Source organism: Mesorhizobium sp. (genome assembly GCF_004962245.1).
Lineage (GTDB): Bacteria > Pseudomonadota > Alphaproteobacteria > Rhizobiales > Rhizobiaceae > Mesorhizobium.
The window spans coordinates 199,386-212,248 of the sequence record NZ_SUHQ01000005.1; the positions used below are offsets into that span (position 1 = coordinate 199,386).

The 12,863-nt window shown below is 62.9% G+C and carries 10 protein-coding genes and 2 pseudogenes; 2 read left to right on the forward strand and 10 right to left on the reverse strand.

What is annotated here, in order from left to right:
• Positions 1–20: 20 nt before the first annotated feature.
• Positions 21–563 (forward strand): annotated as a pseudogene (locus E5X88_RS07730) (hypothetical protein); the annotation flags it as partial.
• A gap of 432 nt (positions 564–995) precedes the next feature.
• Here E5X88_RS07730 and ftsH read toward each other — a convergent pair.
• From ftsH to ybgC, 10 genes and pseudogenes are all read right to left on the reverse strand, one after another.
• A complete protein-coding gene (gene ftsH, locus E5X88_RS07735) occupies positions 996–2,924 on the reverse strand; it encodes an ATP-dependent zinc metalloprotease FtsH (protein ID WP_292159920.1) in 1,929 nt (642 codons plus the stop codon).
• Positions 2,925–3,047: 123 nt separating this feature from the next.
• Positions 3,048–4,445 carry a tRNA lysidine(34) synthetase TilS gene (gene tilS / locus E5X88_RS07740; protein WP_292160091.1) on the reverse strand — a complete coding sequence of 466 codons (1,398 nt, stop codon included), beginning with the start codon at positions 4,443–4,445 and terminating at the stop codon, positions 3,048–3,050.
• The gene (gene ybgF, locus E5X88_RS07745) at positions 4,442–5,542 is read right to left on the reverse strand and encodes a tol-pal system protein YbgF (RefSeq protein ID WP_292159923.1); all 1,101 of its coding nucleotides are present in this window, start codon (positions 5,540–5,542) and stop codon (positions 4,442–4,444) included. The genes tilS and ybgF overlap by 4 nt, the downstream gene beginning before the upstream one ends.
• Before the next feature lie 201 nt (positions 5,543–5,743).
• Positions 5,744–6,250, reverse strand: coding sequence for a peptidoglycan-associated lipoprotein Pal (gene pal, locus E5X88_RS07750; RefSeq protein ID WP_292159926.1), 507 nt, complete (start codon positions 6,248–6,250; stop codon positions 5,744–5,746).
• Positions 6,251–6,319: 69 nt separating this feature from the next.
• Positions 6,320–6,951 (reverse strand): annotated as a pseudogene (locus tag E5X88_RS07755) (four helix bundle protein).
• A gap of 36 nt (positions 6,952–6,987) precedes the next feature.
• Positions 6,988–8,298, reverse strand: a complete 1,311-nt coding sequence (tolB, locus tag E5X88_RS07760) for a Tol-Pal system beta propeller repeat protein TolB (RefSeq protein ID WP_292159931.1) — start codon at positions 8,296–8,298, stop codon at positions 6,988–6,990.
• 40 nt (positions 8,299–8,338) lie between these two features.
• On the reverse strand, positions 8,339–9,496 hold the full coding sequence (locus E5X88_RS07765) for a TonB family protein (protein WP_292159934.1): 1,158 nt from the start codon (positions 9,494–9,496) through the stop codon (positions 8,339–8,341).
• Positions 9,497–9,503: 7 nt separating this feature from the next.
• Positions 9,504–9,956, reverse strand: coding sequence for a protein TolR (gene tolR / locus E5X88_RS07770; RefSeq protein WP_292159937.1), 453 nt, complete (start codon positions 9,954–9,956; stop codon positions 9,504–9,506).
• A gap of 11 nt (positions 9,957–9,967) precedes the next feature.
• Entirely contained in the window at positions 9,968–10,678 is a 711-nt protein-coding gene (gene tolQ / locus E5X88_RS07775; protein ID WP_292159940.1) for a protein TolQ, read from the reverse strand.
• Positions 10,679–10,984: 306 nt separating this feature from the next.
• Entirely contained in the window at positions 10,985–11,458 is a 474-nt protein-coding gene (gene ybgC, locus E5X88_RS07780; RefSeq protein ID WP_292159942.1) for a tol-pal system-associated acyl-CoA thioesterase, read from the reverse strand.
• A gap of 133 nt (positions 11,459–11,591) precedes the next feature.
• Between ybgC and E5X88_RS07785 the strand changes: the two genes are divergently transcribed.
• Positions 11,592–12,854, forward strand: coding sequence for a cellulase family glycosylhydrolase (locus tag E5X88_RS07785; RefSeq protein ID WP_292159945.1), 1,263 nt, complete (start codon positions 11,592–11,594; stop codon positions 12,852–12,854).
• Positions 12,855–12,863: the final 9 nt, after the last annotated feature.

Genomic DNA, 12,863 nt, shown 5'->3' on the forward strand with positions numbered 1-12,863 from the left:
GCGACGATGCGGCACCAGGCCTGACGGCGAAGGAATGCAGCACCAAATATCAGGCCGCGAAGGCCGCCGGCACGCTGAACGGCATGAAGTGGAACGACTTCCGCAAGAGCGAATGCGCCGCCGGCGCCAGCGCGGCAGCGGAACCCGCCGCGCCGACGACCAACACAGCAACCGCCGACACCGGCAAAGGCCTCAGCATGGCGGACTGCAGCGCCAAGTATCAGGCTGCCAAGGCCGGTAACACGCTGAACGGCATGAAATGGAACGACTTCCGCAAGAGCCAGTGCGGCGCCGGTGCATCCGACGACGACACCGTGCCGGCTGCCGATGAGGCAAGCTACACCAGCGACCCTCAAGCACCGACCGTGACCGCCCCCCAGGGTGTGACGTTTCCGAAGGCGATCTCCAACAAGTACAGCAGCGAAACCCCGGGCAAGGCGCGGTTGCACACCTGCCTCGACCAGTACTACGCCAACAAGGACGCCAACACGCTGGGCGGCCTCAAGTGGATCCAGAAGGGCGGCGGCTTCTACAGCCTGTGCAATGCCAGGCTGAAGAGCTGATTTCGCAAGCTTCGATCTCGATCAAGAACCCCGCGGCCTTTCGGGCCGTGGGGTTCTTCTTTTGGCAGATGTTGACTGATTGACTAACTGGAAGAGGCTTATGGGAGGTCACTGCCGACCTCGCCCCCCTCTCGAACAACTGCGATTAGCCAAATGCCACCACGCCTTCGTCATCCAGGGCGGAGCGAACGTGAAGCGGAGCGGTGGAGGACGAAGGGAGAAATGTTTCGGCCAATCTCGGAGGTCTGCGATTTTGCCCTGAAAGGAACTATTGACGTCCGTGCCACCGGTACCGTGGATGCGCTTCGCGAACCGTTCCTCGTCATTCTGCAAGACTTCAAGCCACGCCGATCGGCAGCCAACCTCCAAAAGAAAACGCCGCGGTCAGAGCCGCGGCGTTTTCCAAATCGATCTTCTGGGCGAAACCTTGTCCTAGCTTGACGGCTGAGGCTCCATGCCGCCTTCGGGCTCGGGGCCTTTCTTGCGGCGGCTCCCGGACTTCGGCACGGCCGAGCCACGGCTCGGCGGCGTGTCGTCGCCGAGATCGCGGGCAGGCTTATGGCCGGCGATCAGTTGCTTGATCTCCTCGCCGGACAGCGTCTCATATTCCAAAAGTCCCTCCGCCAGCGCGATCCATTCCTTCTTCTTCTTCGTCAGGATAGATTTCGCCGTGGAATAGGCCTCGTCGATCAGCCGGCGCACTTCAGCGTCGATGATCTGCGCCGTCTCTTCCGAGACGTTCTGCGTGCGCGCCACCGAATGGCCGAGGAACACTTCCTCCTGATTTTCGCCATAGGCGACGTGGCCGAGCTTGTCGGAGAAGCCCCAGCGCGTGACCATGGCCCGCGCCAGCTTGGTCGCCTGCTCGATATCCGAGGAGGCGCCCGAGGTGATGTTCTCCTTGCCGAACTTGAACTCCTCGGCGACGCGGCCACCCATCATGATGGCGAGCCGCGAGATCATGTATTTGTAGCTCATCGAATAGCGGTCGCCTTCCGGCAACTGCATGACCATGCCAAGCGCCCGCCCACGCGGGATGATGGTCGCCTTGTGCAGCGGATCGGCCGATGGCACGTTCAGCGCCAGGATGGCGTGGCCGGCTTCGTGATAGGCGGTCAGTTCCTTCTCGGCCTGGGTCATGGCCGACGAGCGTCGCTCGGCGCCCATCATGATCTTGTCCTTGGCGTCCTCGAACTCGGCCATGGTGACAAGACGCTTGTTGCGCCGCGCCGCCATCAGGGCGGATTCGTTGACAAGGTTCATCAGGTCGGCGCCGGAAAAGCCCGGCGTGCCGCGAGCGATCACCTTGAGATCCACATTGGGCGCCAGCGGGACGTTGCGCACATGCACCTTCAGGATCTTCTCGCGGCCGACGATGTCGGGGTTCGGCACCACCACCTGGCGGTCGAACCGGCCGGGCCTGAGCAGCGCCGGGTCGAGCACGTCCGGCCTGTTGGTAGCGGCGATCAGGATGATGCTTTCGTTGGATTCGAAGCCGTCCATTTCGACCAGCAACTGGTTCAACGTCTGCTCGCGCTCGTCGTTGCCGCCGCCAAGACCGGCGCCACGATGGCGGCCGACCGCGTCGATTTCGTCGATGAAGATGATGCAGGGCGCATTCTTCTTGGCCTGGTCGAACATGTCGCGGACGCGGCTGGCGCCGACGCCGACGAACATCTCGACGAAGTCCGAGCCGGAAATGGTGAAGAACGGCACGTTGGCCTCACCGGCGACCGAACGGGCAAGCAGCGTCTTGCCGGTTCCGGGAGGGCCGACGAGCAGCACGCCGCGCGGGATCTTGCCGCCAAGTCGCTGGAACTTCTGCGGATCACGCAGGAACTCGACGATTTCTTCCAGATCCTGCTTGGCTTCATCGACGCCGGCGACGTCCTGGAAGGTGACGCGGCCATGCGCCTCGGTGAGCAGCTTGGCCTTCGACTTGCCGAAGCCCATGGCGCGGCCGGAGCCGGACTGCATCTGGCGCATGAAGAATATCCAGACGCCAAGGATCAGGATCATCGGCAGCCAAGAGATGAGATAGCCGAACAGCGAATTGGAGCCATCGGATTCGGGACGCGCGTTAATGGTGACGTTCTTGTCCTGCAGCCTCGAAACCAGCGAGGGATCTCCCGGCGAATAGGTCTGGAAGCCGGTCGCGCTGTCGGTATAGGTACCGGAGATGCGGGAGCCCGCGATAGTGACCGTCTTGACTCGGCCGGCCGCGACGTCCTGCAGGAACTGCGAATAGGGGACATCGCTCGCTGCTCCGCGCGTCTGCGGCGTCTGGAACAGATTGAAGAGAGCGATGAGCAGAACCGCTATGATCGCCCAGAGCGCGAGATTACGATAATTCGGATTCATCAATTGTCCCGTTGGCGTCCGCTGGCGGACACGCGTCGTGAGAGGAAACTTGGGTCTAACATAGGGATGGCGCCCTCCCTTGCCAAGCAGAACAGCATGTCGCGGTTAAGCTTTCGCCCATGATCAACCGGCAGTGTGGCCGCGGAAAGGCATGGCCGGAACGAGCGGCGCGCCAATCAGCGCAGCGACAGTTCTGGCCGGTGCCAGATCGAAGGACGGCAGGAAGCGTGCAAAGGGCGCAACAACCGGGCATGCCGCCATTCGTGACGAGACCGTACTGTCCTGCACCAGACCAAGGCATTCGCCAGGGTATTCGCCAGGGTGTGAGCGCCACAACGCCGGCTCGGCCGCCAGGGCGGCTCGCACAAGGCTTGGCGGCGTGCCGTCTTCGGCAATTGCCCGTTTTGCGGCATGGGCCGCGCCGAGCGGCGCGATCAAAAATGCACCTGGCTTGTCGCTCAATGTGATCCTCCGGCGGCCGTCCCAGAGGGCATCGTCCGCGGCCAGAGCGGCGGGCGGCAGGTTGCGGATTTCGCGACGCAGGAAGATGCCGGCACGCCGCGCATCGACCACCGTCCGCGACAATGTGGCGCAAAATGGGGAGGCGCAAAACAGCCCCACCCTGAGCCGTTCGAGCAGCGCTTCGCTGCGAGCCTGGTCGGGCAGAAAGGCAACGCCGCCGACAGTCGCCAGCATGATGCGCAGCGCATAGACGGCCGCCGGCTCGTCGCCGGCCGTGGCAAAGCCCGGATCGAGCCGGACAAGGCCGTCGGCGGGCTTACTGGCGAAGCCACGGATCAGCGCCGCCGCGCGATGGCCGAGATGTTCGCGCTCCACCGCAGCCCGCGCGGCCAGCGCCACCGCGTCTTCCATGCGCTGCACGCCATTGCCATCGGCAAGTGCTGCGCGGACGCGCGGCCGCTCGAAAGCCTCGTCTTCATTGGTCGGGTCTTCGGCCCAGCCGACATTTGCGCGCCGCAGGACGTCGCGCAGCGCGGCACGCCGTGTGCCGAGAAACGGCCGTGCGATCCAGATCCGCCAGTCGTAAAGGGTTGCGGGCGCCATACCGGCAAGGCCTCGCCCCCCGTCGCGGGCGCCATCGTCGCGGACTTGCCGCATCAGCACAGTCTCGGCCTGATCGTCGGCAGTGTGGCCGGTCACGATTAGGCCGATGCCTTCCGCCCGCGCTGCCTCGGCCAGCAGCCGGTAGCGTGCCTCTCGCGCGGCAGCGGGCAGACCGGTCGACGGCTTGCGTCCGGACCAGACCAGGATGCGGTGGGCAATGCCGCGCCCGGCGCAAAGCCTGGCCACGGCTTGCGCTTCCGCTGCCGCGCCCGGCCGCAAATCGTGATCGATCGTCACCGCCAGCAATTTCGTTGCCGGCGCGATCCGGTCTAGGTGATCTTTGAGGAGAAGGAGAAGGGCGGTCGAGTCGCTGCCGCCGGATACGGCTGCAACAACGCCGTTGGTAAAGTCGATCTGCGAGAAATCCGAAATGTCAGTCTCGGTTTCGAGCGTCAGCACGCCGCGAGCGCCCTTTCCTGCTTGACGCGTTCCTTGAGCGCCCCGGAAACGTTGGGATAGCGCTTGCCGATCTCGCCGAAAGTGGCACAGGCCACATCGCGCTGGTTCAATCCGACCAGCGACACACCGAGCTTCAGCAGCATGTCGGGAGCCTTCTTGGCCTTCGGATAATCCTTGCTGGCCGCCAGGAACGTCTCGGCCGCGTCGCGGTATTTCTGCTGGCCGAGCAGCGACTCACCCAGCCAGTAATGCGCGTCCGCCGCCTTAGCGTCCTTGGGGAAGCGGGCGATGTGGTCGCGAAAACCCTGTTCGGCGGTACTGTAGTCGCCCGACAGAATGAACTGGTAGGAGTTGCGGTAAAGCTCCTCCGGGTCGTCGGTGGCGGGCAGCGCCGCGACCACCGTGTCGTCGGGCTTGCCGGCCTGCGTCCCGGTGGGTTGGTCGCCGGGGACGGGGGCGGTGTTCTGCGCCGGTGCATGGGCCTGCGTGTTGCCGCCGGAGTCGACAACGTTGCCGTTCTTGTCGACGGTGATGGTACCGAACGTCTTCGGCGGCGCACCCTGGATGACTGTGCCGGGTTCGCCTGTCGGCGATTCGACGATGACCTCCCCGCTCTGGCCGCTGTCGGGCGGTGTGCCCGCATCGGCCGGCGCGTGTGTCGCCGGAGCCTCGGCGACGCTGCTGTCGGCCTCGGTGGCGGCGTCCGACTTTTTCTGCTCGGCTGGTTGCTGCGCGCCTTGCGAACCGCCTTCCAGCTGCTGGAAGCGGAACTCGTTATCTTCCTGCTGCTTGCGGATCTGCTCCTGCATCTGCAGGACCTGGAAGTTGAGCTCCTCGATCTTGCCGTTCATCTGCCGGAGCTGTTCCTGAAGCGCCGTCGCGCTGGTGCCATCCTGCGCGAGTTGAACCTGATCCGGCTTCTTCGTTTCACCGAAAACGCCAGGCTTTTCACCGAAAACGCCGGGCAAGTTGATCTTCGGCAAATGGAAGGAAAAACCGCCTTGCGACGGTTGCTCGGTGCCGCTTGCCGGGGCGGCGACGCTTGTTAGGAGCAGCAGCGCAAGCGTGCCGCTCAAGACCGATCTGAAATGCATGTGCCTCTCGCCGTGAAGTTGTTGGCCTGTTGCGCACCTTCCGATCCGGATGGACCGTCAGGCGTCTCGGCTCTTAGCAGGACGCAGGACTTCGGCCAAATTTTGTTTCAAGTCCCATATCCGGACTCCGGACATGAAAAAGGCGGCCGAGGCCGCCTTTCGCTTATATGTGTTGCATTTCTGCCGATCAGGAATTGCCGATCAAGAACCGGTGCCGCTGAGCGTAGTGACAGCGCGACGGTTCTGCGACCAGCAGGAGATGTCGTCGCAGACAGCGACCGGACGCTCCTTGCCGTAGGAAATGGTCTTCAGGCGCTGGGCGGAAACACCCCTGGCGACGAGGAAGTCGCGGGTGGCGGCCGCACGGCGGGCGCCGAGCGCCAGATTGTATTCGCGTGTGCCGCGCTCGTCGGCATGGCCTTCGATGACGATGGCATACTGCCTGTACTGGTTCAGCCACTGCGCCTGGCGCGAAAGCGTCGTCTGCGCGTCGGCGCGGATCGAGGACGAATCCGTGTCGAAGAAGATGCGGTCGCCGATGTTGACGGTGAAGTCCTGGGCCGATCCGGGCGTTGCCGCCCCGGCGCCGCTGAGACCGAGATCGGCGGCGCTGTTCGGGGTCTTCTTCGAAGCGCAACCGGCGATGGCGAGCGACGCCACCAGCGCGATCATCACCGGGTTTCTGGTAAGTGCTGCGATACGGCCCATGCCGCCTCTCCTTCGCAATTCGAGTGATTTCATTGATCCTCCAGTAACCACGTTTGGGTTAACCGGCATTCAAGAAACACGGTTAAAAATTGGTTCCGGCCGCCGTCCGCGGCCGTTTTGCCCGACGCATAGCCCCCCGAAATCGGAACAGATTTTGGAGAGGATCCGTGCGCCCAACGAAAGTGCTACAATGTCCTTTTCGCGTCTTCGGAAGGCACGCGGCGCTGTAAGCCCACAATGCGCGCGGACCGTAGGCGGAAATGCGGCCAAAACGCGACCAAGGCGTGGAAAAGAGCGAATTGAAGAGTTGAGGAATCGAAGAACTGAAGAGAGAGGCCACTTTAGCTTCTCTCTCAGATTCACCAGCATTCCATAGATATAGGTATAGGATTGCAGCCATTCGTCGCGTTGCGCTTGTGTGATGTATTCAAGGTCGAACGCATAGGAAATCCAGGTCTCCACTTCACTGCATGACCCCATGGCCATCGAAATGAAACGTGCGAGTGGGTCTGTTTGGCAAATCCCTCAGCCAAATTGGCGCAAATCCCTTTGCTGGAACGACGCATTTGATCGGCCAGCGCGTATTGCTCCATTTTCGGGAACGCAAGCGTGGCTCTGTGCACCTCAAGAGAAACCACATAAGCACGCTTAAAGACCTCTAAATCCTTAGCGCGCTTAATGTAGCTGCCTGCCCTCTCCATTCGTCAATTCTTCAGCTCGTCAATTCTTCAGTTCCTCTATTCGAGCAGCGGCGACCATGCCGGGTCCGACGCGAAATTCGCGGTCGGGATCGGCTGTTCGTTGCGGCCGGTGAGATCGACCGAAACGAGCTTCGGCCCGCCGGCTGAATCGCGGAAGAACATCAGCACCCGGCCGTTGGGCGCCCAGGTCGGCCCCTCCTGCTGGAAGCCTGTCGAAAGGATGCGCTCGCCTGAACCGTCAATGCGCATGACGCCGATCTGGAATTCGCCGGCGGTCTGCTTGGTGAAGGCGATGAGATCGCCGCGCGGCGACCACACCGGCGTCGAATAGACACCGTCGCCGAAGGAGATGCGGGTCTGGCCCGAACCGTCGGCGCCCATCACGTAGATCTGCGCGCGGCCGCCGCGGTCGGAGGTGAACACCACCTTGCTGCCATCCGGCGAATAGGACGGCGAGGTGTCGATCGCTGTCGAATTGGTGAGCCTGGTCGTCGAGCGGCTTCTCAGGTCCATGGCGAAGATGTTGGAATTGCCGTCCTCGCGCAGCAGGCTCATGATCACCTTCTGGCCGTCGGGCGAAAAGCGCGGCGCAAAGGTCATGCCGGGGAAGTTGCCGACCAATTCGCGCTGCCCGGTCTCGATCTGCAAGAGATAGACCCTCGGCTGGCCGCTTTCATAGGACATGTAGGTGATTTCCTGCCGATTTGGCGAGAAACGCGGGGTCAGCACGATCGACCGGCCATCCGACAGATAACGGACGTTGGCGCCATCCTGGTCCATGATGGCGAGGCGCTTCTTGCGTGCGTTTTTGGCGCCCGATTCGTCGATGAAGACGACGCGCGTGTCGAAATATCCCTTCTCGCCGGTCAGCCGCTCATAGATGGCGTCGGCGATGATATGGGCGACGCGCCTCGTATTGGCGTCGTTGGCGAAGAACTGCTCGCCGGACATCTGCTGGCCGGCAAAGGTGTCCCACAGCCTGTACTGGGCGCGGACGCGCCCATCGGCCTCCTTGCTGACGCTGCCGGTCACCAGTGCTTGAGCATTGATCACCTTCCAGTCCTCGAAGCGCGGCGTCGCATCCGGGTTCGAGATCTTTTCGATGAAGGCGCTCTTGTCGATCGGCGCGAACAGGCCGGAGCGTTTCAGGTCTGCGCTGACGATACCGGAAATCTCCGCGCCCAGCGCATCGCCGCCCTGGAAATCGGTGATGGCGATCGGCAGCGGCTCGACATTGCCTTTGTTGACGTTGAGCTCAACGAGCGCCCGCGCCGGCAAGGTGGCGGCGGCAGTCATGCCCAGCGCCATCGCTGTGATCATCAGGAGCGGCTTGAGGATGGATTTCATGTCTTCTCGCTTCTCTTCAATGATTCTACGGGCGCCGGGCCTACAGGCCGAGCATCTCCCTCGGATCGAAAGTGACCCGAACGTCGGCCCAGATGTCTTGTTTGCCAGCGGGAACCTGCAGGCCCGCGACATCGCATTTCTGAACCGCGCGCACGGCACTTTCGTCGAACTGGCGGCTTCCACTCGATTTTTCGACAGCCGGCCGGCCATCCAGCTTGCCGGAGGCGTCCAGGTTGAACCGGATCACAGCGACGAAATTCTCCGAACCCTCGAGCCCTACCGGAAGGGTCCAGCAACCGCCGAGCTGATCTTCCAATAGCCCCATCTCCGTTCTCGAAAGCTTCTGACCCTGGTTCTTGTCGGCGCCGAGCGACGCCTGCTGGGTCGAGCGCTTGGCGCCGCCGCCGGATGGCTTCTGCTTGTCGAGCAGCGCGGAAATCTCGTCGGCGTTGAATTGCTTGTCATCCGATTTCGGCCTGGACGATGCTTCCTTGACCGGCTTGTCGGCGTTCTTGCGCTCCGGAGCCTTGGCGCTCTCGGCCTGGGCCGGCTGCGGCTTCGGCCGCGCCTGCGGCGCGGGCGCCGAATCCGGAAGCTGCGTCTCCTCGGTTGGCGGCTCCTGGGCAATGGCCTCGGCGACGGCGTCGGGTTTGACCTCCGGCTTCGGATCGATCGCGGCGGTCTTGTCCTGTGGCGGGGCCGGCGCCGGCTCCTTGGCCGGTGTCGGCTTAGGCTCCGCCTGCTTGACCGGTTCGGGCTTCACCTCTTCCTTCGGCTGCGGGACCGGTGCGACCTCGGTCGCCGGAACAGGCTTGGGCTGCTCCTTCGGTTTCGGCACGTCCTCGGGCTTCGGCTTCTCGACCGGAGTTGGCGCGGGCGGCGGCGCCTCGGCCAGATCGACCGGCTTGGGCTTGGCTTCCGGTGTTATCGGCTTTTCCGTATCGACACTGTTCTCGCCGACCTTCTGCGCGTCCGCCACGATATCCGGGCGCTGGGTCGGCACCGGTGCCGGCTTTTCATGCACCACGGCCTTCTTGTCGCCTTGCAGGATTTGGGCAGTCGCTTCGATTGGCACAATGTCGACTGCGACCGACTCGACATCGGAGGCTGGAAGCGCAACCGGCCCCGACAGTGTGAACAGGCCGAAGCCGATCACGACCGCATGCAAGATCACCGATGTGGTGAGGCCCGTCCTCATCTTGGTGTTACTGATCCTGTTGCTGCAGTGTAAGCAGGCCGATATTCTTGTAGCCGGCGGCCTGGATGAGACCCATCACCACCATCGCGGTGCCATAGTTGGTAGTCTTGTCGCCCTTGATGAAGATACGCTCTTCGTAGCCGGTCTTGGAAATCGCCTGCAGCTTGGCGACCAGCTCTTCCTGCGGAATTTCGGTCTCCTGCAGGAAAATCTTTCCCGTGCCGTCAATCGTAATCGTGATCGGCTGGGTATCGGCGTTCATCGCCTTGGCCTTCGTTTCCGGCAGGTCGACCGGCACGCCGACCGTCAGCATCGGTGCCGCGACCATGAAGATGATCAACAGCACCAGCATCACGTCGACCATCGGCGTGACATTGATTTCCGATATCATCGCATGATGGCGGCCACGCCGCCTGTGGCCACGCCCGCCGCGTCCCGCCATACCTACGGACATACCCATCTAGTTACTCCTCAGGCCTTAGGCGCCACTTTTTCATCGATTTGGCGCGAGAGTATGGCGGAGAACTCGTCCGCGAATCCCTCCATGCGCACGGCGATCTTGCTCGCGTCCGACGACAGCTTGTTGTAGGCGATGACGGCGGGGATGGCGGCGAGCAGGCCGATGGCGGTTGCCAGCAGCGCTTCGGCAATGCCGGGTGCGACCACCGACAGGCTGGTGTTCTTGGATGCGGCGATCGCCTGGAACGAGGTCATGATGCCGATCACGGTGCCGAACAGGCCGATGAAGGGCGCTGCCGAGCCGGTGGTGGCGAGAAAGCCAAGCCGTCCTTCCAGTTTTTCCATTTCGCGCGTCAGCGCCAGGTCCATCGCCTTGTCGATGCGGGTCTGCAGGCCAAGCGGCGATTTCGCGCCCTTCTCGAAGCTCTTCTTCCATTCGCGCATGGCGGCGACGAAGATGGCGCCCATGCCTGACGTCTTGCGGTCGGCGAGCGTGCGGTAGAGCTCTTCCAGCGACTGTCCCGACCAGAACACCTGTTCGAAGCGATTGAGCGCAAGCCGCATGCGGCCATAGGCGACGAGCTTGTCGACGATGATCGCCCAGGTCCAGATCGATGCACAGAGCAGCCCGATCATGACCAGCTTGACCACCCAGCCGGCCTGCATGAACAGTGCCCAAATCGACAAATGCGCGCCCGGTTCGGCGAGTGCGATGTTTTCCATGGTTACGTCCTTAAGATTTTCCGGGGCATGGCTGGCGGTTGGCCCATGGGCGTCCCTTGTGGTCCGTTCGCGCAAAGCTTGCAGAATAACCCCAAAATGCACCGTTGGCGGCCTTTTCGGAGCAAATATTGGTGAAAGGAAGGCGCTGGATTCCTCCAATCTTCACCGATCTCTTCATGAACCGTTATGGTTAAGGATGAGTTAGGACGCACAGCGCGACGCATTGCCGCGGCCCGGGCGAGCCGCCCGGCGAGTCGTCACCCTCGATCGAACCGGACAGCACCGAGTCAGCGACGCCAGGAGACCTTACCCACTTGCCTTGGGCATGAAGGCCGCAACCCATTCCTTCGGAAAACGTCTTGGCCGGCCGTTCCCGCCGATGATGGCCGCCTCGACCCGCGCCTCGACCAGCACCTCGCTGCCACGCTTCAGCTGCTGCGCCATGAAGATGCGAGCACCGGAAATGTCCTCGGTTCGCGTCTCGATGGTGAGGATGTCGTCCATGCGGGCGGATCCGCGGAAGTCGATCTCCATGCGCCGCACCACCCAGACTATTCTTTCGCCATGCTTGCCCTCGGCAAGCTCTGTGTGATGGACGCCGGCAAGTCGCAGATAGTCGGAACGGCCGCGCTCGAAGAATTCGAGATAGCGCGCGTGATAGACGACGCCGGAGAAATCGGTGTCGGCATAGTAGACCCGCGCCATCAGCCGATGGCCGAATTCCGTCAGCGCGCCGGAAAGCCCGGCGCAGAGCGTCGCCGATTCACTATGATCGTCCATTGCGCTTTCCTTTTTGGGCCTGACCGGGCACCTGAAGCGCGACGCGCTTTAGGTGGTTATTTCCGTGCGTGTCGTTGTCCCAAAACCGCTACACACTTTTGGGCGACACGCATTAGCTTGGCGCACGAACCCGATGGCACTGTTGACGGCGATGATCAAGACCTTGATGGCGGCGCTGCTTGTGCTGGCCGCGCTGGCGCTGCCGGGCCAGGCGGCGAGCTTTTCAATGAAGCGGGGCCTCAATCTCGACCAATGGACGACATGGCCGGGCGAGGACAAATGGGGCGACCCGCAGGCAATCCTGCCCTATCCCGAATGGCGCAAGTTCCTCAACGACGACGACCTCAAGGCGCTGAAGAGCGCCGGCTTCGATTTCCTGCGCATGCCGGTCGACCCGTCGCCGTTTCTGTCCGGCGCGACGCTGGCGCTGCGCGGCGACCTCTATGCCAGTGTGCTGGACTCGGTGCGGATGATCAATCGTGCCGGACTGAAAGTGGTCGTCGACATGCATCTGATCCCCAGCGGCGGCAGCCGCAAGATCGGCATGGGCGAGGTGATGGACGACCCGCAAACCTTCGAAGCCTATGTCGAGGTGGTGCGCAAGATGGCGCGCACGCTGGCCGATGAGGACCCCAAGAAAGTCGCCTTCGAGCCGATGAATGAGCCGGTCGTCGACTGCGACACCGACGGCACAGGCCTCTGGCCGGAGCGCCAGCAAAGACTGTTCGCGGCGGCGCGTTCGTCAGCCACCAAGCTCACCCTGATCCTGACCGGCGCCTGCTATTCCAATGCGGCATCGCTGGCAAGGATCGATCCGAAGGCGATCCCGGACGACAACATCATCTGGACCTTTCATTCCTACGACCCGTTCCTGCTGACCCATCAGGGCGCGACCTGGGCCGGCGACTTCATCCCCTACGTGACCGGCCTGCCCTATCCGCTCAGCTCCGTCCCGCGCGCGCAACTGGATGCTACGCTCGATACGATCCGCGCAAGAATCAAGGCCGAGGCGCCATGGACGCGGCAGAGCGGTCTGCTCGCCTATCTCGACGAGCAGGTGGCCAGCATGGATACGGATGAGAGACTGCGCGGGATGATGGATGCGCCGTTCCTAACGGTCGAAGCCTGGGCAAAGGCCAACGGGATCAGGCCGGAGAACATCACGCTCGGCGAATTCGGCATGATCCGCCAGGAATACGGCAACGCCTATGTGATGCCGGCCGAATACCGCGCCGCTTATGTGAGCGACATGATCGCGCGCGCCGAAGCCCATGGCTTCGCATGGTCGGTCTGGAGCTATGGCGGCGCCTTCGGCATCGTTGACGCGTTTGATGGCGAGAAGGCCGAGCCGGATGTGATGGACGTGGTCAGGGGGCTGCCGGCAACAAAACCGTAAGCCAGGGAA

Coding starts and splice junctions, on each gene's coding strand:
- ftsH (WP_292159920.1), bottom strand. CDS start 2,924: ATGAATCCGAATTATCGTAATCTCGCGCTCTGGGCGATCATAGCGGTT.
- ybgF (WP_292159923.1), bottom strand. CDS start 5,542: ATGCATTTCAGATCGGTCTTGAGCGGCACGCTTGCGCTGCTGCTCCTA.
- pal (WP_292159926.1), bottom strand. CDS start 6,250: ATGGGCCGTATCGCAGCACTTACCAGAAACCCGGTGATGATCGCGCTG.
- tolB (WP_292159931.1), bottom strand. CDS start 8,298: ATGAAATCCATCCTCAAGCCGCTCCTGATGATCACAGCGATGGCGCTG.
- E5X88_RS07765 (WP_292159934.1), bottom strand. CDS start 9,496: ATGAGGACGGGCCTCACCACATCGGTGATCTTGCATGCGGTCGTGATC.
- tolR (WP_292159937.1), bottom strand. CDS start 9,956: ATGGGTATGTCCGTAGGTATGGCGGGACGCGGCGGGCGTGGCCACAGG.
- tolQ (WP_292159940.1), bottom strand. CDS start 10,678: ATGGAAAACATCGCACTCGCCGAACCGGGCGCGCATTTGTCGATTTGG.
- ybgC (WP_292159942.1), bottom strand. CDS start 11,458: ATGGACGATCATAGTGAATCGGCGACGCTCTGCGCCGGGCTTTCCGGC.
- E5X88_RS07785 (WP_292159945.1), top strand. CDS start 11,592: ATGGCACTGTTGACGGCGATGATCAAGACCTTGATGGCGGCGCTGCTT.